This window comes from Pyxidicoccus fallax, assembly GCF_012933655.1.
Lineage (GTDB): Bacteria > Myxococcota > Myxococcia > Myxococcales > Myxococcaceae > Myxococcus > Myxococcus fallax.
Map to the genome: position 1 here is coordinate 1 of NZ_JABBJJ010000026.1, position 24,664 is coordinate 24,664.

Annotated in this window: 26 protein-coding genes; 16 read left to right on the forward strand and 10 right to left on the reverse strand. The window is 71.4% G+C overall.

The genetic code is table 11. The annotated features are described in order from the left end of the window. Window positions 1–157: 157 nt before the first annotated feature. The gene (hemG, locus tag HG543_RS08020; RefSeq protein WP_169344102.1) at window positions 158–1,558 is read right to left on the reverse strand and encodes a protoporphyrinogen oxidase; all 1,401 of its coding nucleotides are present in this window, start codon (window positions 1,556–1,558) and stop codon (window positions 158–160) included. 159 nt (window positions 1,559–1,717) lie between these two features. Between hemG and HG543_RS08025 the strand changes: the two genes are divergently transcribed. Beyond that, entirely contained in the window at window positions 1,718–2,407 is a 690-nt protein-coding gene (locus HG543_RS08025) for an SDR family oxidoreductase (protein ID WP_169344103.1), read from the forward strand. Window positions 2,408–2,423: 16 nt separating this feature from the next. On the opposite strand, the gene pdxH is transcribed toward HG543_RS08025, so the two are convergent. Continuing rightward, complete coding sequence (gene pdxH / locus HG543_RS08030; protein ID WP_343073300.1) at window positions 2,424–3,053, reverse strand: pyridoxamine 5'-phosphate oxidase; 630 nt, start codon at window positions 3,051–3,053, stop codon at window positions 2,424–2,426. Between the two features lie 33 nt (window positions 3,054–3,086). Between pdxH and glgA the strand changes: the two genes are divergently transcribed. From glgA to HG543_RS08045, 3 genes are read left to right on the forward strand one after another with little or no spacing between them, the layout of a single operon-like run. Then, on the forward strand, window positions 3,087–4,520 hold the full coding sequence (gene glgA / locus HG543_RS08035) for a glycogen synthase GlgA (protein ID WP_169344105.1): 1,434 nt from the start codon (window positions 3,087–3,089) through the stop codon (window positions 4,518–4,520). A gap of 35 nt (window positions 4,521–4,555) precedes the next feature. Then, on the forward strand, window positions 4,556–5,473 hold the full coding sequence (locus HG543_RS08040) for a protein kinase domain-containing protein (protein ID WP_169344106.1): 918 nt from the start codon (window positions 4,556–4,558) through the stop codon (window positions 5,471–5,473). Continuing rightward, the gene (locus HG543_RS08045) at window positions 5,473–5,964 is read left to right on the forward strand and encodes a hypothetical protein (protein WP_169344107.1); all 492 of its coding nucleotides are present in this window, start codon (window positions 5,473–5,475) and stop codon (window positions 5,962–5,964) included. Before HG543_RS08040 ends, HG543_RS08045 begins: the two co-directional genes overlap by 1 nt. A 7-nt stretch (window positions 5,965–5,971) precedes the next feature. Here the strand turns inward: HG543_RS08045 and HG543_RS08050 are convergent, their stop codons facing one another. Beyond that, window positions 5,972–7,375, reverse strand: a complete 1,404-nt coding sequence (locus HG543_RS08050; RefSeq protein WP_169344108.1) for a hemolysin family protein — start codon at window positions 7,373–7,375, stop codon at window positions 5,972–5,974. Between the two features lie 54 nt (window positions 7,376–7,429). Between HG543_RS08050 and HG543_RS08055 the strand changes: the two genes are divergently transcribed. Together HG543_RS08055 and HG543_RS08060 are read left to right on the forward strand one after the other, a co-directional pair. Beyond that, window positions 7,430–8,188, forward strand: a complete 759-nt coding sequence (locus HG543_RS08055) for a pilus assembly protein N-terminal domain-containing protein (RefSeq protein ID WP_169344109.1) — start codon at window positions 7,430–7,432, stop codon at window positions 8,186–8,188. 66 nt (window positions 8,189–8,254) lie between these two features. After that, the gene (locus HG543_RS08060; RefSeq protein ID WP_169344110.1) at window positions 8,255–9,259 is read left to right on the forward strand and encodes a hypothetical protein; all 1,005 of its coding nucleotides are present in this window, start codon (window positions 8,255–8,257) and stop codon (window positions 9,257–9,259) included. A 55-nt stretch (window positions 9,260–9,314) separates the two neighbouring features. Here HG543_RS08060 and HG543_RS08065 read toward each other — a convergent pair whose 3' ends face one another. From HG543_RS08065 to sitA6, 4 genes are all read right to left on the reverse strand, one after another. Next, window positions 9,315–9,497, reverse strand: a complete 183-nt coding sequence (locus tag HG543_RS08065; protein ID WP_169344111.1) for a hypothetical protein — start codon at window positions 9,495–9,497, stop codon at window positions 9,315–9,317. Window positions 9,498–9,615: 118 nt separating this feature from the next. Next, window positions 9,616–10,071, reverse strand: a complete 456-nt coding sequence (locus tag HG543_RS08070) for a hypothetical protein (RefSeq protein ID WP_169344112.1) — start codon at window positions 10,069–10,071, stop codon at window positions 9,616–9,618. A gap of 32 nt (window positions 10,072–10,103) precedes the next feature. Continuing rightward, complete coding sequence (gene sitI6 / locus HG543_RS08075; RefSeq protein ID WP_169344113.1) at window positions 10,104–10,826, reverse strand: SitI6 family double-CXXCG motif immunity protein; 723 nt, start codon at window positions 10,824–10,826, stop codon at window positions 10,104–10,106. A 6-nt stretch (window positions 10,827–10,832) separates the two neighbouring features. Beyond that, on the reverse strand, window positions 10,833–11,498 hold the full coding sequence (sitA6, locus tag HG543_RS08080; RefSeq protein WP_169344114.1) for a SitA6 family polymorphic toxin lipoprotein: 666 nt from the start codon (window positions 11,496–11,498) through the stop codon (window positions 10,833–10,835). A gap of 201 nt (window positions 11,499–11,699) precedes the next feature. Here sitA6 and HG543_RS08085 point away from each other — a divergent pair, with 201 nt between their 5' ends. After that, a complete protein-coding gene (locus HG543_RS08085; protein ID WP_169344115.1) occupies window positions 11,700–12,008 on the forward strand; it encodes a hypothetical protein in 309 nt (102 codons plus the stop codon). A gap of 14 nt (window positions 12,009–12,022) precedes the next feature. Here HG543_RS08085 and aat read toward each other — a convergent pair whose 3' ends face one another. Both aat and HG543_RS08095 read right to left on the reverse strand, forming a co-directional pair. Next, window positions 12,023–12,727, reverse strand: coding sequence for a leucyl/phenylalanyl-tRNA--protein transferase (aat, locus tag HG543_RS08090; RefSeq protein WP_169344116.1), 705 nt, complete (start codon window positions 12,725–12,727; stop codon window positions 12,023–12,025). Between the two features lie 12 nt (window positions 12,728–12,739). Further along, complete coding sequence (locus HG543_RS08095; RefSeq protein WP_169344117.1) at window positions 12,740–13,582, reverse strand: LEA/WHy family protein; 843 nt, start codon at window positions 13,580–13,582, stop codon at window positions 12,740–12,742. Window positions 13,583–13,637: 55 nt separating this feature from the next. Here HG543_RS08095 and HG543_RS08100 point away from each other — a divergent pair, with 55 nt between their 5' ends. From HG543_RS08100 to HG543_RS08135, 8 genes are all read left to right on the forward strand, one after another. Next, a complete protein-coding gene (locus HG543_RS08100; protein ID WP_169344118.1) occupies window positions 13,638–14,276 on the forward strand; it encodes a hypothetical protein in 639 nt (212 codons plus the stop codon). A gap of 107 nt (window positions 14,277–14,383) precedes the next feature. Then, complete coding sequence (locus tag HG543_RS08105; RefSeq protein WP_169344119.1) at window positions 14,384–14,569, forward strand: hypothetical protein; 186 nt, start codon at window positions 14,384–14,386, stop codon at window positions 14,567–14,569. Between the two features lie 125 nt (window positions 14,570–14,694). Continuing rightward, window positions 14,695–16,743 carry a TonB-dependent receptor plug domain-containing protein gene (locus HG543_RS08110; RefSeq protein WP_169344120.1) on the forward strand — a complete coding sequence of 683 codons (2,049 nt, stop codon included), beginning with the start codon at window positions 14,695–14,697 and terminating at the stop codon, window positions 16,741–16,743. A gap of 29 nt (window positions 16,744–16,772) precedes the next feature. Continuing rightward, on the forward strand, window positions 16,773–17,447 hold the full coding sequence (locus tag HG543_RS08115) for an HmuY family protein (RefSeq protein WP_169344121.1): 675 nt from the start codon (window positions 16,773–16,775) through the stop codon (window positions 17,445–17,447). A gap of 25 nt (window positions 17,448–17,472) precedes the next feature. Then, on the forward strand, window positions 17,473–18,564 hold the full coding sequence (locus HG543_RS08120; protein ID WP_246356842.1) for a hemin-degrading factor: 1,092 nt from the start codon (window positions 17,473–17,475) through the stop codon (window positions 18,562–18,564). Further along, the gene (locus HG543_RS08125) at window positions 18,561–19,523 is read left to right on the forward strand and encodes a heme/hemin ABC transporter substrate-binding protein (RefSeq protein WP_169344122.1); all 963 of its coding nucleotides are present in this window, start codon (window positions 18,561–18,563) and stop codon (window positions 19,521–19,523) included. Before HG543_RS08120 ends, HG543_RS08125 begins: the two co-directional genes overlap by 4 nt. A 112-nt stretch (window positions 19,524–19,635) precedes the next feature. After that, complete coding sequence (locus HG543_RS08130; RefSeq protein ID WP_169344123.1) at window positions 19,636–20,724, forward strand: FecCD family ABC transporter permease; 1,089 nt, start codon at window positions 19,636–19,638, stop codon at window positions 20,722–20,724. Beyond that, window positions 20,721–21,524 carry a heme ABC transporter ATP-binding protein gene (locus tag HG543_RS08135; protein WP_169344124.1) on the forward strand — a complete coding sequence of 268 codons (804 nt, stop codon included), beginning with the start codon at window positions 20,721–20,723 and terminating at the stop codon, window positions 21,522–21,524. The genes HG543_RS08130 and HG543_RS08135 overlap by 4 nt, the downstream gene beginning before the upstream one ends. A gap of 98 nt (window positions 21,525–21,622) precedes the next feature. Here the strand turns inward: HG543_RS08135 and HG543_RS08140 are convergent, their stop codons facing one another. Then, window positions 21,623–23,935, reverse strand: a complete 2,313-nt coding sequence (locus tag HG543_RS08140; RefSeq protein ID WP_169344125.1) for a nitric-oxide reductase large subunit — start codon at window positions 23,933–23,935, stop codon at window positions 21,623–21,625. Window positions 23,936–24,181: 246 nt separating this feature from the next. Between HG543_RS08140 and HG543_RS08145 the strand changes: the two genes are divergently transcribed. Further along, window positions 24,182–24,631, forward strand: coding sequence for a c-type cytochrome (locus HG543_RS08145; protein ID WP_169344126.1), 450 nt, complete (start codon window positions 24,182–24,184; stop codon window positions 24,629–24,631). The last annotated feature ends 33 nt before the right edge of the window (window positions 24,632–24,664 follow it).

Sequence of the window (24,664 nt, forward strand, 5' to 3'; positions counted from 1 at the left end):
TTCGAGGGGCGCGTCAGATGTTTATAAGAGACAGCTCCTGACTCCGGGAAGCATGCCTTGCCAGTCTGACGTGCTTTCCCGCGCTTTGCTGACGCCCCCGGCCCGAGCGGTCGCTACCTGACAACGAACGGTCGCCGGGCCTGTTTCCGCCCCGGACTCACCTCCCCGCCAGCGTGTCCGCGAGCTGCAGCCCGTTGCGGATGCAGTCGTTGAGGCCGATGCCCTTGAAGGCATTGCCCGTCAGGTGCAGGCCGGGCCAGCGCTGGAGCGCCGCGTCGATGGCGGCCACGCGCTCCAGGTGGCCCACGTTGTACTGGGGAATGCCCGCCGGCCAACGGATGACCTCACTGAAGGACGGGGTCGCCGTCACCCCGGCCAGCGCCTTCAGCTCCTCTCGGGCCAGCTGCGCGAGCGCCGGCTCCTCCAGCTTCACCAGCTCCGGCTGGCGCGCGCCGCCCACCATGCACGTGTAGAGCACCCGGCCGCCCTCCACGCGGAAGGGGAAGGTGGTGGACGCGTGGATGGAGCCCAGCAGGCGCCGCTTCTCCCCGGAGGGGACGAGGAAGCCGAAGCCATCCGGCGCGGGCGTCGTCCCCGCGTCGAAGCCCAGGTGCACCACCGCGATGGGCGCGTACTCGATTTCCCCCACCCTCGCCGCGAGCGTCGCGTCCAGCGGGTGCAGCAGCCGCGTGGCCACGTGCGCCGGCACCGCGAGCACCACCTGCTCCGCCGTCAGCTCCGAGCGCTGGCCGCGCTCCTCCACCGCGAGCCGCCAGCCGCCCTCCACGCGCTCCAGTCCTTCCACCCTCGCGCCCACGCGCGCCGCGTCGCCCAGCGCCGCCGTGAGCGCGCCGATGAGCGTCTGCAGGCCGCCCTCGAAGGTGCTCAGCGCGCCGCTCAGCTTCGGCGGCGCCGCGGTGCCGCCCGTCACGCCCGTGCCCGCGGGCAGCGCCTTCTGCTGTGCCCGCTGCGCCTTCTGCGTGCGGATGGCGCCGAGGATGAGGCTGCGGTGCTCGCGCTCCAGCTTCACCAGCGGCGGGAAGGTGGCCGCCACGCTGAGCCGCTCCACGTCGCCCGCGTAGATGCCCGTCTGCACCGCGTCCAGCAGCACCTCCGTCGCCATGCGCCCCAGGTGCCGGCGGCCGAACTGCGCGAGCGACTCGTCCACGCCCTCCGGCGCGCGGCCGGTGAACAGCTCGCCCATGACGCGCAGCCGCGCGCCCAGCGGGAGGATGTCCGAGCCCAGAAACGCGGGCGGCGACGCGGGCACCGAGCGCAGCCGGCCGCGCGTGTACACGTAGCGCCGCTTCGCCGCCGGGTCCGCCGCGCGGATGCGGCCCTCCAGGTTCAGCGCCGCCGCCAGCTCGCGCGTGGCCGGCTCCCGGTCCAGGAAGCTGTTGGGCCCCTGCTCCACGAGGTACCCGTCTCGCGCACGGGTTCCCACCGCACCTCCCAGCCGCGACGAGGACTCCAGGAGCACCGCATCCCTACCGCGCGAACGCAAACGGTAAGCAATGACCAATCCGGAAATGCCTCCTCCCACCACGGCGACCTTCATCGGCGGTTCCTCCCTGGCCACTGCATTCGAGTGACATTGTGCAAGCCATCCCCGAGGCGCACTGCTTCCGGTGACCAGCGTGCATTCCCCACCCGCAGTCGCCAATCGTCAACAGGCGTGTTTTGCCTGCAAGGCCCATTCGGCGCGTTAATGCCTCTCATGCGCTACGTCATCACCGGAGCGAGCAGGGGTCTTGGTTTCGAGTTCGTCCAGCAGCTCTTGCGCCGAGGAGACACCGTCGACGCGGGAGTGCGTTCTCCCGAGGGGGCACGGCGGCTGGAGCCACTGACACGGGAGGTGGGCAACCGGCTGCGAATCCATGCCCTGGACGTGGAGGACGAGGCCAGCATCCGCTCGTTCGCCGCGGATGTCTGCGCGGAGCCGGTGGACGTGCTCATCAACAACGCGGGCGTGCCCGGCGCGTGGTGTGCCTTTCCAAACGTTGATTACACGGACATGGCTCGCACCTTCGCCATCAACGCGCTGGGGCCCCTGCGCGTGACGAGCGCGCTGCTCCCCGCGCTGCGCCGCGGCGCGGCGCGGAAGGTGGCCCACGTCAGCTCGCGCATGGGCTCGCTCGCGGAGAACTCCGACGGGGGCGCCTACGCGTACCGCATGTCCAAGGCGGCGCTGAACATGGGCGTGCGCTCGCTGTCGCATGAATTGCGCGGGGAGGGCTTCGTGACGGTGATGCTCCACCCCGGCTGGGTGCAGACGGACATGGGCGGCCCGGAGGCGCCGCTGCCGGCACGGGACTCCGTGCGCGGCCTCTTGCGCATCATCGACGGGATGGGCCCGGAGCACAGCGGCCGGTTCTACGACTACCAGGGCGCGGAGCTGCCCTGGTAGCGCGGCTCGCGGCGTCTCAGGGGTAGAGCATCTCCGTGCGCCAGCCCTCGCCCTCGCGCACGTAGACGTGCCGGTCGTGGAGCCGGCTGGGGCGCATGTGCCAGAACTCGATGCGCTCGGGCACCACGCGGAAGCCGGACCAGTGCGGGGGGCGGGGCACCTCGCCTCCGGCGTAGCGCTGCTCCACCTCGGCGATGCGCGCGTCGAGGATGTCTCGGGACGGCAGGGGCCGGCTCTGGAGGCTGGCCCACGCGCCCACCTGGCTGCCGCGCGGGCGGCTGTGGAAGTAGGCGTCCGCCTCGGCGTCGGACACGCGCTCCACGCGGCCCTCCACCCGCACCTGCTCCTCCAGGGGCTGCCAGTAGAAGCAGAGCGCGGCGTGCGGGTGCGCCAGCAATTCGCGTCCCTTGCGGCTCTCGTAGTTGGTGAAGAACACGAAGCCGTGCGCGTCGAAGTCCTTCAGCAGCACCACGCGCGCGCTGGGCCGCCCGTCGTCTCCGACGGTGGCGACCACCATGGCATTCGGGTCCACGGCAATGGCCTTCTTCGCCCGCTCGAAGAGGGCCTCGAAACGCTGGATGGGGTCCGGAGGAATCTGCACGCGGTGCAACATAGGGGACGTCCGCGCCATCCGCACGTTCGCGATTGACTCGTCCCGGCCAATCGTCAATGTGCGCGCATGAAGATTCTCTTCATCTCCTCGGAGGTGGCCCCCTTCTCCAAGACGGGAGGACTGGGGGACGTCGCCGGAGCCCTGCCCGCCGCCCTCGCCGCGCTGGGTCATGACGTGAAGGTCGTCACCCCGCGCTACCGCGGCCTGCGCGACGCCGGGAAGCTCACCCCCACCGGCCAGTCGCTGGTGGCGCGCTTCCCCTTCGGGGAGGAGTCCGGGCCCATCCTCTCCGCGCGCCTGTCCGACAACCTGGAGGTGCTCTTCCTGGAGAACGAGGGCTTCTACGGAAACCGCGACGGCCTGTACGGCGACGCGTGGGGCGAGTTCGGGGACAACGCCCGGCGCTTCGCCTACCTCTCGGTGGGCGCGCTCCAGGCGGCGCAGCGGCTTCGTTTCGTGCCGGACATCATCCACGCCAACGACTGGCAGACGGGGCTCGTCCCGGTGGCGCTCCAGCGCGGCTTCCGCTCCACGCCGCTGGCCGGGGCGAAGAGCGTCTTCACCATCCACAACCTCGCCTACCAGGGGCACTTCCCCAAGGGCGCGATGGACGACCTGGGGCTGCCCTGGGACGTGTTCACCGCCGAGGGAGGCCTGGAGTTCTACGACGCCGTCAACTTCCTCAAGGGCGGCCTCGTCTTCTCCGACGCGCTCACCACCGTGTCCCCCACGTACGCCCGGGAAATCCAGCAGCCGGAGCAGGGCTACGGGCTGGACGGCCTCCTGCGCCGCCGGGCGCACCGGCTCCACGGCATCCTCAACGGCATCGACGCGGAGGAGTGGAACCCCCGCACGGACCCCTTCCTGCCGGCCCGCTATGGCCCGCTCGAGCTGGACGGCAAGGCGGTGTGCAAGCGCGAGTTGCTCGCGCGCTTCGGGCTGCCGGACGGGGACGCGCCGGTGTTCGCCATCGTCAGCCGGCTGGCGTGGCAGAAGGGCATGGACCTGCTCCTGGAGGTGCTGCCCACCGCGCTCCAGGCGGACATCCGCTTCGTGGGCGTGGGCAGCGGCGAGGGGGGCCTGGAGGAGGGCCTGCGCGCCCTGCAGGCCCGCCACCCGAAGCAGATGGCCGTCCACATCGGCTTCGACCCGGCGCTCTCCCACCTCGTGGAGGCGGGGGCGGATTTCTTCCTCATGCCCAGCCGCTACGAGCCCTGCGGGTTGAATCAGATGTATTCGCTGCGCTACGGCACGGTGCCCATCGTCCGGGCCACGGGCGGGCTGGTGGACACGGTGGAGGGGGGCCTGGACGGCAACGGCCTGCTCTTCGAGGCCTTCCACCCGGCCGCCCTGCTGGGCGCCATCCGCCGGGCCATGGCCCTCTACGCGGACCGGCCCCGGCTGGCCGAGTTCCGGCGCCGGGGCATGGAAAAGGACTTCTCCTGGAACGCCTCCGCCCGGAAATACGAGGCCCTCTATACGAGCCTCCGTGCTGAATAGTGGGTGCGGACGGAAATTCGCAGTAGGATTGATTCGTGGCGGAAGCTCCGGACCTGGGCGGTTACGAGGTGGTCGGCCGGCTGGCGGTCGGCGGCATGGCGGAGGTGTACCAGGCGCGAGCCCGGGCCACCACGCAGCGCTCGCCGGGTGAGCCGGAGGAAGTGGTCATCAAGCGGCTGCACCCGTCGTTCCGCAACGACACCGCGTACGTGAAGGCCTTCGTCGACGAGGCGAAGCTGACGGTGCGCCTGCGCCATCCGCACATCGTCCGCACCTTCCGCCTCTTCAAGGCGGGGCCGGACTACCTGATGGTGCAGGAGCTCGTGAGCGGCCGGACGCTGGGCTACATGCAGGACCTGCTGCTGAAGGCCGGCGCGGCGATGCCGCCCGAGTCCGCCTGCTACATCGCCTGGTGCCTGCTCAAGGCGCTGGACTACATCCACCGGGCGAAGGTGGGGGAGAACGGCGCCACCATCGTCCACCGCGACGTGAATCCGGCCAACGTGCTGCTGGGCGTCAACGGGGACGTGAAGCTCACGGACTTCGGCGTGGCGGAGGTGGAGGGGATGATGCGCGGCGACGCGGGCGCGCTGCGCGGCACGGTGCCGTACATGAGCCCGGAGCAGGTGCTGGGCATGCCGGTGGACGCGCGCTCGGACCTGTACGCGGTGGGCGTCATCCTCTGGGAGCTGTGGGCGAGCCGCCGGCTGCACACGGGCGACAACGAGGCGGATTTGATGCACAAGGTGCGCGACGCGCGCGTGCCGCTGCTCACCTCGCTGGCGCCGGAGCTGCCGGACTACGGGGTGCAGGTGGTGCGCAAGGCGCTCTTCGCGGACCGGACGCGGCGCTTCCAGACGGCCTCGGAGTTCCTCAAGGCGCTGGAGGCGCTGTCGCGCCGCGCGGGCTGGCCCCTGACGGTGGAGGCGCTCCAGCCTCTGCTGGGCGGCTGATGCGCGCGCGCCGGGCCGTGCTGGCGCTGCTGTGCGGCGGCGCGTTGTCCGGGTGCCTGGGCTCGGTGCCCTTGCGGCCGCGCGCCTATGACGAGGCGGTGCGCGTGGAGTCGGTGGCCGTGGACTTCCGGCCGGACGGCTCGGGCGTGTTGGACGTGGCGCTGGAGGTCACGAATCCCGCCTCGGAAGCGGCCACGGTGGCCGCGGTGGACTTCGAGCTGCGGGTGGACGGGCGCAAGGTGGCCACGGGCGCGCAGCAGGTGGCCACGGCGCTGGGCCCGGACGCGAAGCTGCCCCTGCGGGTGCTCTTCCCCCTGGCCAGCGAGCCCGCCACCGGCGCCGGTGTGGCGGAGGCGGCGCCCCGGACGGTCCTCGTGCGCGGCGGGGTGGTGCTGCGCTTCGGCGGCACGGAGCGGCGCGCCCCCTTCCAGGACGCGCGGAGGCTGACACTGGCCTTCGTGCCGCCGCCCCGGGGTCCGGACTCGGACTGAGGCTTCTTCAGCTCTTGGCGGAAGAAGAGGCGGCCTCCGGGCGCGGCTCGCGCGAGGCGGGCGGGTTGCCGCCGTCGCGAGGCTCGCGGCCGTCCTTCCCGTCCTTGCCGTCCTTCCCGTCGCGGGGGGCCAGGGACTTCAGGCGCGTCATCCGCACGCGGTCGATGCGCGGGCCCGCCTTGGTGGCCACGACGAACTGCCAGCCGTTGTAGCTGAAGCGCTCGCCCACGTCGGGCAGGTGGCCGGCGAGCGACGACAGGTAGCCGCCCAGCGTGTCGAAGTCGCCCTCGGGCAGGGGGAAGCCGAAGGCCTGGGTGAAGGCGTCCACCTCCAGCGCGGCGTCCACGAGGAAGCTGCCGTCGGCCTGCTTCTCCACGAGCTTCTCCTCCACCTCGAACTCGTCGCCGATGTCGCCGACGATTTCGCGGAGGATGTCCTCCAGCGTCACGATGCCCATGAAGCCGCCGTACTCGTCGACGACCATGGCCATGTGAATCTTGCGCTTCTGCATGTCGCGCAACAGGTCGCCAATGGGCTTGAGCCAGGGGACGAAGTGCGCGGGGCGGATGATGTCCTGGAGGACGATGAGCTCCGGGTGCTGGAGCAGGGGGATGATGTCGCGCGCGTGCAGCACGCCGATGATGTGGTCCACGTCGTCCCGGTAGACGGGGATGCGCGAGTGGTTCTCCTCGGCCAGCAGCCGCAGCAATTCGTCGGTGGAGACGGTGATGTCCACCGTGACGACTTCCGTGCGCGGCACCATGACGTCGCGGCAGCGCTTGTCGGACAGCTCGAAGATGGAGCGGATGAGCTGCGGGGCGCTCTTGTCCACCTCGTTCTTCGCGGCCTGGGCGGCCAGGAGCTTCTCCAGCTCCTCCAGCGGCGGGGGCGGGGGCTCGAAGCGCAGCGTACGGCCGAAGGTGCGCGCCACGAGGTTGAGCACGCCGAGCGTCAGCCGCATGGGCGGGTAGAGCACGGCGACCAGCAGCGACACGAGGCCCGACAGCCGCAGTGCCCAGCGCTCCGGGTTGGCGTTGGCCAGGCCGCGCAGGGTGACTTCCATGAGGCTGGCGAGCACGCCCACGAAGAGGGCGCCGGCGGCCACGGTGGCGACGGGGAGCCAGGCCGCCTCGCCATACTGGGTCATGTCCAGCATGCGCGGCGGAACGAAGGCGCCAATGGCGGCGGCGAGGAAGCCGCTGAGCAGGGTGCCCAGGCGCAGGGCGGTGGCGGTGGCCTCGCGGTGCGTCTTGTGGCGGAGCACCCGGCGGCTGGCGCCGCCCGGCTGGGACTCCGCCAGTTCCTGGGCGCGCAGGTCCGACGTCCCGTAGAGGGCGGACTCCGCGGCGGCGACCAGGGCCCGGACGAGGCACAGCGCCAGGCAGGCGACCCAGAGGGTCCAGGTAGGCATAGAGCCACTCTCTTATCCCGTGCTACGGGTACGCACCACTCCGCCGGAGCCCTGATGCCCGCTCGTATGTATTCCGTTGGAGCACTCCTGGCCTTCCTCGTCCCAGCCCTGGCCCTGGCCTGGCCGGTGGACCTGGCCGTCTCCCTGGAGGCCGGAAAGGAGCGATTTCACAAGCTGTCCGTCGTGGACTGGGTGGAGGTGGAGGACGCCTCCGTGGCCACCGCGGAGGTGCTTCCGGGGAGCAATGAACTGTTGCTCACCGGTCAGTCGCCGGGGCGGACGCTCCTCCTCCTGTATGCCGAGGGGCGCTTCGCGGTGTGGCGGCTCAATGTGGGAGTGCCTCCGGAGGACCCGGCCCCCCGGCTGGCGGCGGCGCGCAAGGCGTGCCCGGACCTGAAGGCCACGGAGGGCGCGGAGCGCGCGCTGTCCGCCACCGTGAAGGACGCGGGGTGTCGCTCGGCGCTGATGGAGCTGCTGCGGACGGACGCGTACGTGGCGCGCGAGCTGGAGCTGACGCTCGACGTGGCCGTGCTGCAGGAGCAGCTCGCGTCGATGGTGTCGGCGCTCCAACCCCTGGGGTTGGAGGCGCGCTACAGCGGGGCGGGGATGGTGCTGTCGGGCTCGGCCACGCCGGAGACGCATCGCCGCGCGCTGTGGGAGCTGTTCCGCCGCTCCGTGGGCCGGGTGCCGCTGGAGGACCGGGTGGAGGTGAAGGCGCCGGAAGCGCCGGACGCGGGGCCGGCGGTGAAGGAGGAGGCGCCGATTCCAGTGGAGGTGCTTCCGCCGCCCAAGCGCAAGCGCAAGCAGCGCTGAGGGTGGGCTCGCGCGTTGGCGTCTTGAGGTATGACGGCGGCGACTTCGTGAGGGAGGAGGAGCCCGATGGTGTCCGTGGTCCGGCTGACTTCGCAGGCGCTGGTGCTGGGCCTGTCGCTACTCATGCCCGTGGGGGCGCTCGCGCAGGATGACGGCGAGGCGGTGCCCACGCTGGAGCTGGAAGCGGAGCGCGGCTGTCCGGCGCGTCCGGACCTGGTGCCCTTCACGTCGCGCGCGGTGGTGGGGCTGCCGGGCTCGGGCTGGGTGGTGCACCAGGCCGTCATCCCCGAGAAGAAGGACACCTTCTTCCGGGGCGTCGAGGCGGACCGCGCCGGGGTGAAGCCGGTGCCGCCGGAGACGGACGCGCGCAAGCTGGGCGCGCCGGACCCGAGCGTGCCGCTGTGGGTGTTCGGCAAGGCGGACGCGGCGCCGTGCCGTGCGAAGCCCACGACGTGGTGGGCGGTGCGCATGGGCACGGACGAGGACCGCAAGACGTACCTCATGGCGGAGCTGGAGATGGAGTGCGACGTGCTGCCCCCGGGGCGGCTGTCCGGCACGCCGGTGGCGCTGCGCCAGAAGGACGCGCCCACGGGGTGCAAGCTGCGCCGGGCGAATGACAACAGCACGGGGAAGGCGGGAGTGGGGCTGCCGCTGGAGCTGGTGGACTTCGTGCCCGAGCGCGCCTGCGAGGCGCCCGAGTGCACGCGCCTGTGGGAGCGCTTCAGCAGCACGTGGACCGACGGGAGCGCGGTGCACGACCTCACGGTGTCGTGGATGGAGCGCAAGGGGAAGAAGGACCCGTGCGAGTGGGCGACGGAGGACCTCACGCTGCTGCTGCTGCGTCCTCCCGGGGCGCTGGCTCCGGCGCCGCTGAAGGGCGGCGGGCCCTACTTCGGCACGCTCTACGACGGCACGGGTCCGCGCACGGTGCTCAGCCGCCACCTGGGCGTGCTGTACGCCCACGACGTGGCGAAGCCCAAGGCGGCGCCGAAGGCCTTCCGCTACGCGAGCCCCACGGACGAGGACCTGCTGACCGCGAAGCGCACGCTGTCTCCGTGCAAGAAGCGGTGAGGCACGGAAGACCGGGGTCGTGCTCCCGCCGTGAGTAGCGGTGAGGCTCGACGTGTCACGGGCAGAGGCAATCCTGTCCGACGCACTGGGCGAGCCCACCGTTGGGGCAGATGCCGTCGCAGATGACCATGCAGGGCTGACACATGGGGCACCAGTCGGACGGGGCCGGGCGGGTGGTGAAGCCCACGGCGAACGCGAAGGTGAAGCTCGACAGTGCGACCAGGATGACTCGCTTCATGGAGGGACCTCCCGACGAGGGCGTGCTCGCGCCGCCGAGGGCATCGCACGCCGAGTGAAAGGCAATGGTGCTACAGGTGCAACGTCTCCTGGAAGCACCGGCGGTCCCTTTTCGTGCCTCAGTGGCGGGACGGCGGCTTCCTGGCCGGCCTGGATGGCTTCGGCGGGGATAGGACGCCGTGCTGCTCGGCCATGGCGGTGAACAGGCGCTTGAAGACGGTGCGGAGCTCGTCGACGAGGGCGCTCTGCTCGTCGTCCTGTTCCTCGTCCGGGAAGCAGGCCTCGGCCTCTTCGTGCACGCCGCCTTCGAGGTACATGTCCCAGACGTTGTCGAACGTCTCGTCCAGGTCCGCCTCCACCGTGCGGTAGAGCAGCTTGCCGGAGTCGACGCGCGCCTTCAGCTCGGAGATGGCGTCCGACAGGATGGCGCGCTCGTTCCGGGTGATGAGCGCGAGCACCTTCTTGCGCCGCGCCGGAGGAAGTCGCGCCAGGAGGCGCTGTCCTTTCAGGAGCTCGTCGGTGAGCAGCGAGGTGCTCTTCGGCGTGCGCTTCTTCGGTGTGCCACCGGTGGCCATGGCGCGAGGTTATCGCCGAGCCCTGCCGCGGGTCAGCGCGTGGGCAGCTCGCGGAAGGTGATGCCGTCCAGTTCGAGGCGGAGGACGGCGTCCCGGAACCGCTCGGTGCAGATGACCATCGTGGGGAGATTGGCCACGCGGAACAGGTCCCGGTCCGTGGGCAGGGAGGCCGCGTCCAGGATGGGCTCGTCGGGGCGTGTGATGTCATACCGCCCACAGGTGGTGCACCGGGGCGGCGTGTCCGGCGGGAGGCAGTCCGGGTGCAGCAGGCCCCCTGGTTCAACCTGGAGTTCCAGCAGCTCCGGCGGGTTCTTCTGCCGGAACTTCAGTGCCGTCGGACAGGCGACCAAACCCCGCGCCCCCTCTGCCTGAAGGCGCTCCAGTACCTCTCGATGCATGAGCAGTTTCTGCCCCCATACCCATGCGATGGGACCGAACTCCCCGGAAGCGCGCCCCACCAGCGGACCGAATCCCGTTCCAGGTGGCAGCTCGGCATTCGAGGGTGCCAGGGGACGCACCAACTCACGAAGACGTGCGAACTCGGAGAACGGCTCGGGCCTGGGCTTCTCGAACTCTTTTCGTTCCGGGAGTGCGGCCAGGTCAACGCACGGGTACTCGTGGCCTGCGCTACCCCATGTCACGCCGCAGGCGCCGCACATCACGCCGGGCAGCGACAACTTGTGCCATGCGTTGATGTCTCCGCCGTATCTCGCCGCGGCGACCCTGTCCTCATTCATCCAGAAGCAGCGGCTCATCCGTCCTCACGTTCCCGGACGGGAATAGTAGGGCCGAATGAGGTCTCCACTGAGCTGGAAGCGATGGATGAGCTCCCCCGCGTGTTTGTAGATCTCGGTGGGACTGGCTCCTGGTTTCGCCGTTCTGAATTCGCGCCAGGCCTGGTTCCACGGGCCTCCACGGTCTCCGCTATGAATCCGTCGATGGAGGTCGCGCGGAATCGGCATGGTGTACTGGTGAATCTTGACGCCCCGTATTGCGAACCACATCGCCAGGTCTTCGGCCTGGGGAAAGATGTGGTGCTTCTCCCAACGCCCCGCCGTGAGCTGACGTGACGGAGGGATGATTCGCTCGGGAGCGCCGTTCCAGTTGGGGAAGACCATGACGGCTCCCCCAGGGAGATTCTGCGCGCCGCCCCAGTTCCTCCGGGGACCACTGCCCGGTGCCGCACTTGCCGCCGGAGGGCGCGTGGGCGGAAAGCGCGCCAGCTCGACCTCGCCGGGCGGGTCCTCGCAGCGATAGAAGCCACAGGTATCGCCGAGGCAGAGCAGCGTGACGCACTGGTCTTCATGGGGCGCGTCGCATTCCGCCGCTGCCTCCTCCCGGTCCTGCTCCACGGAAGGGGCGACGGTGGAGCAACCCAGCCACGAGACGGAGAGCAACGAGAGCCAGCTCAGTCGAAATCCAAGCATAACCTGGATATCCTACTATTCCGGTGAGCACCTGCCGAACCTCACCTGGGCTCCGTTCCGGATGAGCTCTGCGCAGCACAGCGCCGCGCGTGCAACGAGCCACGCGGCCCTGAAGCCCGGGGCCCGCCCCCCAGCACGCCCCGCCAGCGGACGGGTACGACCTTCCGCCAGATGCATGAGCACGCCCTACCGTTAAAGGCCATGAGCCCCCTCTCCCTCAACTCGAAGCTGCGTTCCTGGCTCGGCTCGAGCCGGTTCTCCGTGCCCCTCCTCGTGGCGGTCTCCTCCTGTGGCCTCGCCGCGCCCCGGCCGCGCCGCTTGAGAGCGCTCGCGTTCGGTCCCGCGCTCCTGGGACTCACCGCCCTGGGAGTGCTCGGCTGGAGGGCCGCTCAGGCACGCATCAGGCCTTCGCGGAAGGTGCCCGCCCCCGGACGCGACACCAAGGCGCCCTTCAACTTCACCTGGCAGATGTCCGAGGAAATCACCGCGTCCGCCGCCTCCGGGCACTGAAGACGCATCGCCCCTCACGCGGGGGCCGCCACCGCCTCCGTCCACTTCCCCTGCCGCGTGGGCTCCTTCAGCGCCCGCGCGAGCGCGGCGAGGAAGCGCTTGCGCGGCCAGGACTCCGCGCCGAAGCGCGCCAGGTGCTCGGTCTCCACCTGGCAGTCGATGAGCTGGAAGCCCCACGCCGTGAAGCGCTCCACCGCGGTGGCGAAGGCCACCTTCGACGCGTCCGGCGCCAGCGCGAACATGCTCTCACCGAAGAAGGCCGCCCCCAGTGACACGCCGTAGAGGCCGCCCTTCAGCTCGCCCTCCGCCCACGCCTCCACCGAGTGCGCGAAGCCCAGCTCGTGCAGCGTGAGGTACGCCCGCAGCATCTCGTCCGTAATCCACGTGCCGTTCTGGCCCGGGCGCGGCACGCGGCCACACTCGGTGATGACGCGCTCGAAGGCCGTGTCGTAGCGCACCTCGTAGACGCCGCGGGCCATCGTCTTGCGCAGCGAGCGGCCCACGTGCAGCTTGCCCGGCTCCAGCACGAAGCGCGGGTCCGGCGAGTGCCAGAGGATGGGGTCCCCCTCGCTGTACCAGGGGAAGATGCCGCGCGCGTACGCGGTGAGCAGCCGCTCCGGCCGCAAATCTCCCCCCACCGCGAGCACGCCGCTCTTGTCCGCGCGCTCCGGAGGAGGGAACAGCTCCGGGTGCTCGTCACTCAAAAGATAGATGGGCACGAGACCCCTATTCTATCGGGACACGTTCAGCTTCACCTCACCCGTCAGGGAATAGGGCACGCGTAGCAGGGGGCCCGTCAGCTCGCCCGTCACCCCATAGGGCAATATCCCCTTGGAGATGAGCGCCTTCACGTCCGGCCCCCACGTGTCCTTCGTCACCGCCACCTCCACCGGGTACACGCCCGTGGCGGACGCATCCACACTGTCCGCCTGCGCCAGCGTGCCGCTCTCCAGCGACTTGCCCGCCACGGCGACCTGGAAGGTCAGCCCGCCCAGCTTCAGCGGGAACGGGTTGGGGTTCTGCACACCCAGCCGGAGGTTTATCTGGACCTCCTCGGGCGAGTAGCGCGCCCCGTCCAGCTCCACCACCACCACCTTCGGCAGCCGGGGCACCCGCGCCGCGCGGCTGGCCGCGAAGGGCACCTTCTCCTCCTGCTCTCCCGAGCGCACCACCAGTGTGCCCCGCAGCGCCAACAGCAGCGTGCCGCCCTGGTTGCTGAGCCGCGCCAGGTCCTCCTCGCTCTTCACGTAGGGGGCGCGCTCCTCGAAGGAAAGGTCCGCGGGGATGCCGGGCTCCAGCCGGACGTCCAGCTTCGCGGTGCCCGTCTTCACCACCTGCCCGTCGGAGACGAGCTCGTACTCCGCGCGCTCCACGACGCCAGCGGCGGGGCTGGCCACCTGGGCGCGGTAGCGCACGGTGGCCTCGGTGAGTCCCTGGGACACCACGGTGGTGTCCTGGGACGTGAGGACGGCGGGGCCAGAGGGCCGGGTGGGGGCCGAGGCACACCCCAGGCCCAGAACGAGCAGGGTGGCCAGACAAAGCAAGGGCGGGTTCGAGCGCATCACGTTGGACATTGTCGTCACCACCCGGGCCGCCCCAAGGACTTTTCCGCTAGAATGTCCACCACTCGTGGCCCGACGCCGCCCCAACTTCAACAAGGCCGTGCGCTCCCTCATCCGGGACATCGCGGCGAAGATGCCGGAGTTCGGCCATGTGAGGCCGGGCCGCATCCTGGTCGTCGCCGGAGAGGCGCGGCGGGCCTCTCGGGGCACGGTGAAGCCCTTGTGCTTCCGCGGCGGCAAGAGCACGGACCGAACCGGCCGCCGCAAGCCCGTCATCCGCATCCGCGGCAAGCGGATGCTCTACTGCATCACCCTGCGCCCGCTCTTCTTCCGCGGCTCCACCGCCCAGGCCCGCGTGGAGACGGTGCTGCACGAGCTCTTCCACATGTCGCGCCGCTTCGACGGCACGCTGCACTCCGGCCGCCGCCACGCCGTGCTGGGCAAGGGCTTCTCCCGCAAGCTGCGCCCGCTGGTGCGCCGCTACCTCAAGCTGTGCACGCCGGAGCTCCTGGCCGCCATGGCCCACTCCGGCGAGGTGCGCGTCCTCCAGTGGCTGGAGCGCCCCGGCTCCGCCTACGTGCCCGGCACCCACCGCCGCGTGCGCAAGGTCTACACCGAGGACCAGCTCTACTACGGCATCGCCCGCATGGTGACGCCCAAGCCCCGCATCGCGCGCGAGACGTCCGCCCGCGTGAAGGTCCACTGACCGACGTTCGCCTCCCAACGACGGACCCGGACGCTCGCCCGCATTCGCTGTTGACTCTGAGAATGAGTATCAATATCGTTCGCGCCGTTTCGAGCCACGGAGTCGAAATGCGCGAGGGATGCCAGCGGGAGAGTGGAGCCGGTGAGCTGCGGTGTCTGTGCGGCAGTCTCCTGGCGCGGCTGGTGCCCGAGGGCGTGGAGCTGAAGTGCCGCCGGTGTCACCGGACGCGGGTGGTGCCGCTGGAGCGGTCGCCGGAAGCGGGCGGTGAGGGCGGGCGCGACGCGGGTCGCTGAGCGCGGGGTGTGTCCAGGCCGCGAGCCTGGAGAGTGAAGTCTTTCCTGCGGCCCGAGGCCCTTGAGCCCAGCGCCCCATGGGGTCTCCCGAGGAGACCCGCCGGCCATGAGCCGGAGGACGTGGCATGTCCTGGCGCGGGTGTCTGCTCATCCTGGCGTGTGCCCTGCCCGTGGCGGCGTGGGGTGGCTCCCCGTCGGAGACGGACGGAGGCGCGGCGCCGCCTGACAGCGATGGAGTGGCTCCCGCCAGCGCCGAGGCGGACGCTGCCTCGCCCGCGTCTCCGGCCCGTGCCGAGGCGGACAAGGCCTCCCCCACGTCGCCCGCCGACACGGACGTGGACGGGCTCACCGGGCCCCGCACGGTGGTGACGGCTTCACGCAGCGCCGAGCGGCTCGGCGACAATCCAGTGGCCACGGAGGTCATCACCCGCGCGGAAATCCTGGCGAGTGGCTCGCGCAACGCGGCGGAGCTGCTCGCGGCACACCCGGGCCTGGAGGTGGTGCACTCATTCGCCGGCGCGACGCTCCAGGTGCAGGGGCTCGGCTCCGAGTACGTGCTGGTGCTGGTGGACGGCGAGCGCGTCGCCGGGCGCGTGGCCGGAGGCGTGGACCTGACCCGCCTGTCGCTCGAGGACGTCGAGCAGGTGGAAATCGTCAAGGGCCCGGCCTCCGCGCTCTACGGCAGCGACGCGGTGGCGGGCGTGGTGAACCTCATCACCCGGCGTGCCCAGCGTCCGCTCGGAGCCGAGCTGCGCGCGTCCTACGGGAGCCTGCGCCGGCTGGAGCTCGACGGCACGGGCGAGGCTCGGGGCCAGGGCTGGGGCGTGCGGCTCAGCGGAGGCCTCCAGCGGGCGGACGCGTACGACCTGGAGCCCGCGGACGTCGGCACCACCGGCAGCAGCCTGGAGGGCTTCGACCTCTCCGCCAAGGGAGACCTGCGCGCGGGAAATGGCCACGTGCTGGAGGGCAGCGCCTCCTTCACGCGGCGCACGCAGCGCGGCGTGGACCTGGGCGTCGCGGGCGCCATCTTCGACCGCGCGAGCCGCGATGACTCCATCTCCGCGCGGGTGGCTCCGTCCTGGCGCCTGGGCGACTACGCGACGCTCCGCGCGGACGGGGCCTATACCTGGTTCAACCGCCGCTACCTGCGCGACCAGCGCCGCTCGTCCGCGCTGGACACCGTGGAGGACACGCGCGACCAGCAGGCCCGGTTCGGGGCGCAGCTCGACGCAAGGCCCGGAGAGCGCCACGCGCTCGTGGTGGGCGCGGAGCTGCTGGGCGAGTGGCTCTCCTCGGACCGGCTGGACACGGGCCGCGGCCGGCGCAGCCGCGCCTCCGTGTACGCGCAGGACAGCTGGACGGTGCTCGAAGGGCCCCGGCTCGTCATCGTCCCGAGCGCGCGCGTGGACACGGACACGCAGTTCGGCTCCGCCGTCACACCCCGGGTGGCGCTGCGCCTGGACCCGCTGCGCTGGCTCACGCTGCGCGGCGGCTACGGCTGGGGCTACCGCGCGCCCGGCTTCCAGGAGCTGCTGCTCGACTTCGAGAACCCCAGCGTCGGCTACGCCGTGCGCGGCAACCCGGACCTCCAGCCGGAGCGCTCGCGCAGCGTGACGCTGTCCGCCGAGGTGCGGCCCTCCGCGTCGTCGCTGTTCTGGGCGAGCGCCTTCCAGCACTCGCTGCGGGACATGATTGGCATCACGCTCCAGCAAGGCGGCGAGTCGACGCTCTACAGCTACGTCAACGTGGCCCGCGCGAGCATCCGCGGCGGCGAGCTGGGCGTGCGGCAGCGCCTTCCCTGGCGACTCTCCGCGGAGCTGGCCTACACGCTCACCGACGGTCGCTCCGAGGAGACGGACCGCCCGCTGGAGGGACAGGCCCGCCACCGGCTCACGGCGCAGGCCACCTGGCGTCACCGCGAGTCGGGAGTGGACGCCTGGGTGCGCGGCGCGCTCGTGGGCCGCCGGCCCTTCTACCCGGACACGAACGGAGACGGCGAGGTGGAGCCGTACGACGCGCGCCCCTACGTCACCGTGGATGCCCGTGTCGGCTGGCGGCTGCGCGAGGAGCTCCAGCTCTTCGTGCTGGGCACGAACCTCGCGGACGCCGGCAATCCCACCGACCTGCCCATTCCTCCCCGCACCTTCCAGGCCGGGCTCTCCGCCCGGCTGTGATGTCTCAATCCCTACCTGAAGGAGTCCTCATGTTCCGCTTCTCCCTTCGCTCTCGCACCGCCTCGGCCCTGCTGCTCGCGAGCTTCCTGTCAGCGTGTGGTGACGACCTCGAGCCGCGGCCCGGCGACGAGCCCCCCCTTGAGGAGGAGCCCACGCCCCAGCAGCCCGAGACGCCGAACGCCATCCGGCCGGAGAACGGCACCCACGTGCGCCACCAGGACAACGGCGACGGCTCGTTCACCACCACCGTCGACGCGTCGGGCCGGACGGATTGGATTGGCCTGGACCTGGACCTCGGCAAGCAGGTGAGCGCGACGGAGGATGCCGTCTGGGACCTGGCCTTCCAGCGCTTCGGCATCCGCTCGCGCGGCGGCGTGAGCGGCACGGGTGGGGTGGAAGTGGCGGTGCTCGCCGACAAGAAGTTCGCGGAGGTGACCCAGGCGCCCGCGAGCGGCTACGCCACCGACGCGGCGGACGGCGCCGACACGGGCGAGGACCCGGACACCGTCTTCCAGGCCGGTGACGGCTGGTACGCCTACGACATGACGACGCACAAGCTCACCGCGCGCCCACGCATCTACGTGGTGCGCTCGGACGCCCGCGCGTACTTCAAGGTGGAGATGCTCTCCTACTACGACGACGCCGGCTCGCCCGCGGTGCTGAAGCTGCGCTGGGCGAAGGTGGCCGCTCCTGTCTCCCCCTGACTCCGCGACGCCCAAGGTGCCCCTCATGATGCAACAGCCTTCCTTCTCCGGCGTGGCGCCCGAGCCCGCCGTCCTCCGTCAGCGCTGGCAGGCGCTGCGGCAGTCCCAGCCCCGCACCCGAATCCGCGATGCCGCCGAACAGCTCGGCGTGAGCGAGGCACAGTTGCTCGCCACGGGGCTCGGCCAGGACGCCGTCCGACTGGAACTGCGCTTCGACGTGCTCCTGCCGCGGATGGAGTCGCTGGGCCGGGTGATGTCGCTCACCCGCAACGCGCACGCGGTCCACGAGAAGCGGGGCACCTGGCGCAACGTGGAGCTGAATGGCGCGCGGGCCCTGGTGCTGGATGAGGACATCGACCTGCGCCTCTTCCTGTCGCGCTGGCGCTTCGGCTTCGCCCTGCGCGAGCCGATGGAGGACGGCATCCGGCGCAGCCTCCACTTCTTCGATGCCACGGGCACCGCCGTCCACAAGGTCTTCCTGGAGGACCCGACGGGCACGGCGGCGTTCGAGGCGCTGGTCTCCAAGCTCGCCCATGAGGACCAGACTCCGGCGTTGGCGGTGGAGGCGGCCCCGCCGGTGGCCGTGCCCCGGCCGGACGACCAGGTCGACGGAGAGGGGCTGCGCGCCGGCTGGCGGGCGCTGCAGGACACGCATGAGTTCTTCTCACTCCTCCAGCGCTTCGACGTTGCACGCACCCAGGCACTGAGGCTTGCGGGCCGAGAGCTGGCCCGACCCGTGGCGCTCGAGTCCCTGAGCTGGGTGCTGGAGCGGGTGTCGGCGTCCGGGCTGCCCATCATGGTGTTCGTCGGCAACCCCGGGGCCATCCAGATCCACACCGGGCCGGTGCACACGGTGCGTCCCATGGGGCCGTGGCTGAACGTGCTGGACCGGGGCTTCAACCTGCACGTGCGCGGAGACCACATCCACTCCGCCTGGGTCGTGCACAAGCCCACGCGGGATGGCGTGGTCACCTCGCTGGAGGTGTTCGACGCGGCGGGCGAGAACATCGCGCTCGTCTTCGGCCAGCGGAAGCCGGGCAAGCCCGAGCTGCCGGAATGGACGGCGCTGATGCGCGAGCTGATGGAGGCACTGCCCGCGCCGGAGGTGCGCCCATGAACCGCGCGCCACGGATGTCCTGGCTCGTCGCCGCCGTGATGATGGCGGCCTCCGCGCACGCGCAAGGTCCAGGCGTCGCGCCCATGAAGGAACCTGGCGCCATGCTCGCGAAGGGGTCCGGCACCGCGCCCGCGAGCGGCCCCGGCGGCGCAGCCGGGAAACAGCCCGTTGTCGCTCCCCGGTTGGTGACGGTGGGACCGGCCGTCACCGAGACCGTCTTCGCGCTGGGCGCGGGGGCTCAGGTCGTCGGCGTGGATGACACGAGCCTGACCCTCCAGGCCGCGGCTGGCGCACCCAAGGTGGGCTACCTGCGAGCCCTCTCGGCGGAGGCCGTACTCGCCACGGGGGCCACGCAGGTGCTGGTCTCCGAGGAGGCGGGGCCTCCGAACGTGCTGGAGCAACTGAAGACCTCCGGCGTGGAGGTGGTGGTACTGCCCAACGCGCCCACCGTGGAGGCGTCACGGCAGCGCATCCGGACCCTGGCCGATCGGCTCGGCAGGCGCGAGCAGGGCGCGGCGCTCATCGCGGAGCTGGACAAGGACCTGGAGCGTGCCGCCGCGCGCGTGTCCGCGATGAAGGACGGGAAGCGGCCTCGCATCCTGGCGCTCTACGCGCGGGGAGGCGGTGTCCTCATGGTGGCGGGCACCGAGACGCCTTCCGACGCGCTCATCCGGCTCGCGGGCGGGGTGAATGCCGTGTCCCGCTTCACGGGCCACAAGCCGCTGACGGCGGAGGCAGTGGTCGAGGCCGCGCCGGACATCGTCCTGCTTCCCGCCAGCTCGGCGACCACGCTGGGCGGCGCGGAGGGACTGAAGGGCGTGCCGGGCCTGTCCCAGGTGCGCGGCTGGCGGCTCGTCACGGTGGAGGACGTCCATTTCATGTCGCTGGGCCCCTCCGTGGGCAAGGTCGTGGCGAGAGTTCAGGACGGGCTCGCCATGCCGAAAGGGAGCGGGCGATGAAGGTGGGCAGGCATCGTTCAGACACTCGTTCCTTCCGTGCGCGGAGCGGTGGGACGGCGGGATGGGCGATGCCTGCCCACTGGCAGTCGTCCGCACCCACGAGGAGTGAGCGATGAGCACCTCGGGAATCGCTCCCGTGTCCGCCAGCTTCCCCGGGCGGAGCGAGGTCCGGCGCCCCGCGCCGCGCGCGTGGATGCTCCTGACGCTGTTGCTCGCGGTGGTGGCGCTGGCCTCGCTGGCCCTGGGCGCGGTCAGTGTGCCGCCCTCGGCGCTGGTGGGCAGCCTGCTGAAGGCGCTGGGACTGGAGGCCGGACAGACGCTCTCACCGGCACAGGAGGCGGTGCTCCTGTCCATCCGGCTGCCGCGCGTGGTGCTCGGCGTCATGGTCGGCGCGGTGCTGGCCACGTGTGGCGCCGCGCTCCAGGCGCTGTTCCGCAACCCGCTCGTCGAGCCCGGCCTCCTGGGCACCTCCAGCGGCGCGGCCCTGGGCGCGGTCGCGGCCATCGTCCTCGACGTGGCCCTGGACGCGCGGCTCGGCGGGCTGCGCGCATTGGCCGTCCCGGTCTCCGCCTTCGTGGGCGCGCTGGGGGCCACGCTGCTGGCGCAGCGCCTGGGCCGTGGTGAGGGACGCACGGAGACCGCGCGCATCCTCCTCGCGGGCGTCGCGGTGAGCGCGGGCGCGAGCGCCGGCATCGGCCTGCTCACGCAGCTCGCCACGGACGCGCAGCTGCGCTCCATCACCTTCTGGAGCTGGGGCAGCCTGGGCGGCGCTTCCTGGGAGGTGGTGGCGGTCGCCGCGGCGCCGCTCACCGTGGCGCTGGTGCTGCTGTTGCGCGAGGCCCGGGCCCTCAACCTGCTGCTGCTCGGAGAGCGCGAGGCGTGGCACCTGGGCGTGGACGTGGAGCGGCTCAAGCGCCGGCTCATCCTCGCCGCGGCCCTCGGTGTCGGGGCGGCGGTGTCCGCCACCGGCATCATCGGCTTCGTGGGGCTGCTCGTGCCGGCGCTGCTGCGGCTCGCGTTGGGGCCGGACCACCGGCGGCTGCTCGGTGCCTCCGCGCTGCTCGGTGCGTCGCTGCTCGTGGCCGCGGACCTGGTGGCGCGCACGGCGGCGGTTCCCGCGGAGCTGCCCGTCGGCGCGCTGACGTCGGTGCTGGGCGTGCCCGTCTTCATCGGACTGCTGGCGCGAAGGAGGACCGTATGAGTCTGAGCGCGAATGGCGTGGAGGTCTGGCGTGGCCGGGGCCGGACGCTCGGCCCCGTGGACCTCGTGCTCCAGCCCGGCGAGGTGCTCGCCGTCGTGGGACCGAATGGCGCCGGCAAGTCCACGCTCCTCTCGGCGCTCGCGGGGGAGCTGCGCCTCGGGGCCGGGGATGTGCTGCTGGAGGGCCTTCCCCTGGACCGCTGGCAGCCGCGTGAGCGGGCCCGACGGCTCGCCGTGCTTCCCCAGGAGTCCTCGCTGGGCTTCAGCTTCACGGCCCTGGAGGTGGCGCTCCTCGGACGCAGTCCCCACGCTCGAAGGAGGGAGAGTGGCGCCGACCTGGAGGCGGCCTACGTGGCGTTGGAGGCCACGGACACGCGGCACCTCGCCTCCCGGCCGTACCCCACGCTGTCGGGCGGAGAGAAGCAGCGGGTGCAGCTCGCGCGCGTGCTGGCCCAGCTCTCCGCGCCGCTGGAGCAGGGGCATCGCTACCTCCTGCTCGACGAGCCCACCGCCAGCCTGGACCTCGCCCACCAGCACCTCATCCTCGAAGCCGCGGGACGCTTCGCCCGCGAGGGGGGTGCCGTGCTCGCGGTGCTGCATGACCTGAACCTCGCCGCGCGGCACGCGCACCGGCTGGCGCTGCTCGCCGGTGGGCGCGTGGTGGAGCAGGGGACTCCCGAGCAGGTGCTGCGTCCGGACCTCATCGCCGAAACGTTCGGCCTCGACGTCGTCATCGCCGAGTGGCCCGGAGTGCCCGGCCCGTGGGTCCTCCCGGCGAGACGGACGGACCTGTCGAGCTGAGTGGCGAATCGTTTCAGCCCACTCACCGTGGGACGGTGCCCGCGTTGTCACCCCTCCAAGGTGCGCGGGCCCGTCCCCGGTGGGCGCGGGCGCGGACTTCAGCGGCGGCGCAGCGCGACGGGCGCGGGGGCCGCGACGCCCACCGGCGTGGACGCGGCCTCCGGCTGGCGCGGCTCCGGACGGGTCGTGGCGGCGGGCTCCAGCGACCAGCCCGTCTTCAGCCCCACCACGAACCAGGCGAGGAAGCCCACGCCCAGGGCGAACACCGTGTCACCCGGCGCGCGCAGCCAGCGCAGCGTGTCCATCAGCGGCGTCTGGAGGAACTCCGCGCTGCGCGCCCACCACGTGCCCTGCTCGATGGCCGCCTGCGTCTGGAGGATGCCGATGGGCAGCATGGACAGCACCACCATCAGCACCAGGCCGCCGTTGAGGCACCAGAAGCTCCAGGCCAGCGTGCGCGTGCGCCACCGCGCCTCCGGGGCCGCCATCCGCAGCGTAAAGAGCATCAGCGCGATGCCCAGCATCCCGTACACGCCGAACAGCGCGGTGTGGCCGTGCACCGGCGTCAGGTTGAGGCCCTGCATGAAGTACAGCGCCACCGGCGGGTTGATGAGGAAGCCGAACACGCCCGCGCCCACGAGATTCCAGAAGGCCACCGCCACGAAGTAGAGGATGGGCCAGCGGTAGCGCTCCATCCACCCGCTCATCCTCGACAGGCGCAGGTGGCCCCACACCTCTCGGCCCACCAGCACCAGCGGCACCACCTCCAGCGCGCTGAACGTGGCGCCCAGCCCCAGCGCCGACGACGGCGTGCCGGAGAAGTACAGGTGGTGGAACGTGCCGATGATGCCGCCCGCCAGGAAGATGATGGTGGAGAAGAGCACCACCGGCGTGGCCACCTTTGCCGACAGCACGCCCAGCCGCACGAAGAGGAACGCCATCACCACCGTGGCGAACACCTCGAAGAAGCCCTCCACCCACAGGTGCACCACCCACCAGCGCCAGTACTCCACCATGCCCAGGTGGCTGCGCTGCCCGTACATCAGCCCCGCGCCGTAGAACGACGCGATGGCCAGCGACGACAGGACGAACAGGAGGATGAGAGGCCGGTTCTCCGACGGCTTCTTCAGCGCGGGCCAGATGGAGCGCGCCGTGAGGAACAGCCAGACGAAGAGCCCCACGAAGAGGAAGATCTGCCAGAAGCGGCCCAGGTCCACGTACTCGTAGCCCTGGTGACCGAACCAGAACCACAGGTCCCCGCCCAGCCGCTGCTGCACGCTGGCCCACTGGCCCACCATGGCGCCCGCCACGATGATGACGAGGCACACGAAGAGGAAGTTGACGCCGAAGCGCTGGAAGCGCGGCTCCACGCCGCTCACCGCCGGGCCCACGAACAGGCCCGTGGCCAGCCACGCCGTCGCAATCCAGAAGATGCCCAGCTGCGTGTGCCAGCTGCGCGTCACCGCGTACGGCAGGTACTTCGCCAGCGGCACACCATAGAAGCCGTCACCCTCCACGCCGAAGTGCGCGGTGATGCCGCCCAGCGCCACCTGCACCAGCATCAGCGCCACCACCACCAGGAAGTACTTGCCCGTGGCGCGCTGGCTCGGCGTCAGCACCATGCCCAGGAACGGGTCCTTCGCGGGCGGCGTCTCCTCGGGCTCCTCCGCCTTGCGGCTCACGTACCAGACGAGCGCGCCCACCGCGGCGAGCAGCAGCACCACGGAGATGAACGTCCACAGGTACGCGGCCGTCGTGGGGACGTTGCCCACCAGCGGCTCGTGCGGCCAGTTCTGCGTGTAGCTCACCGTGTCGCCGGGCCGGTTCGTGGACGCCACCCAGCTCGTCCACCAGAAGAAGGCATTGAGGTCCTTCAGCTTCGCGGCGTCCGTCAGCGCGCCCTCGGGGATGGCGTAGGCCTGCCGCCCCTTCGAGAAGACGTCCGTGTAGTGCGCGGCGTTGGAGCCGTACGCCTGGGCACGCAGCGGGTCCACCATCACCGTGCCCGTGGCCGCGTCATATGTATTGGTGCGAATCATCCCCTGCAGGCGCGTGCGCAGCGCGGCCTGGCGCTCGGCCGGGGCGGCCTCGTAACTGGCGAGCCCCTCCGCGCGGGCCCACGCGTCGAGGATGAAGAGGCTCTCGCGGTGCAGCCAGTCCGCGCTCCAGTCCGGCGCCACGTACGCGCCGTGGCCCCAGATGGAGCCCACCTGCTGCCCACCGATGGACTGCCACACATTCTGGCCGCGCTGGATGGCTGCTCCCTCGATGAGGAGGGTGCCGTCCGGTGTGCTCACCCGCTCGGGGATGGGCGGCAGCGTCCGGGAGATGTGCACGCCCTCCCGTCCGAGGACGAAGAACGAAGCAAGCATGACGGCGCCCAAGAGGGCCCACAGCTTCTTGTGTTTCATGGAATCGGCTCCTGCGGAGGGGTGTCGCGGTGAGGCTTCGCTTCACCCCTTGAGCAAGCGCCGTTCCACGCGCGCCTCCTCCCAGCTCACCCGCACGGAGCCGCAGTCCGTGCGGCCAGAACCCCCGTGACGCGCAAAACATGCATCGATAATGCATGTTTCAGGGCCGCTCCAGGCGAGACGTGTCCTGGCACGCCTGTCGCAGCAGGGGCTCGTGTCGGGTCGGCTCGGATTGGGAGGTCCACGATGTGGGGCAACGCCATACGAAGACAGGGATGGGCCGTGGTGCTCGCGGCCAGCGCCGCCTGGGGCGGCATCGCATGTACCGAGAAGGAAGCCGCGTCCCCGACGGGCTCCGGGACGGCCGTGGCGGCCGCATCCGCGGGAGGCGGTGAGGCGCTCACCCCCGCCGTCCGCAAGGAGGCGGAGGAGGTCTTCAACTCGCGCTGCTCGGTGTGTCACGGCCCCCGGGGCGCGGGAGATGGCCCGGCGTCCAAGGGCCTCACGCCGCCTCCGCGCAACTTCCAGGACACGGACTGGCAAGGCGAGGTGAGCGACGAGCACATCGAGAAAATCATCGCGTACGGCGGCGGCGCGGTCGGCCGCAGCCCGGCGATGCCACCCAACCCGGACCTGGCGGACAAGCCCGTGGTGCGTGGGCTGCGCGAGCACATCCGAGGGCTCGCGGCGAAGTAGCCGCGCGCACCCGAGCAGGAGCGAGGGCAGGGC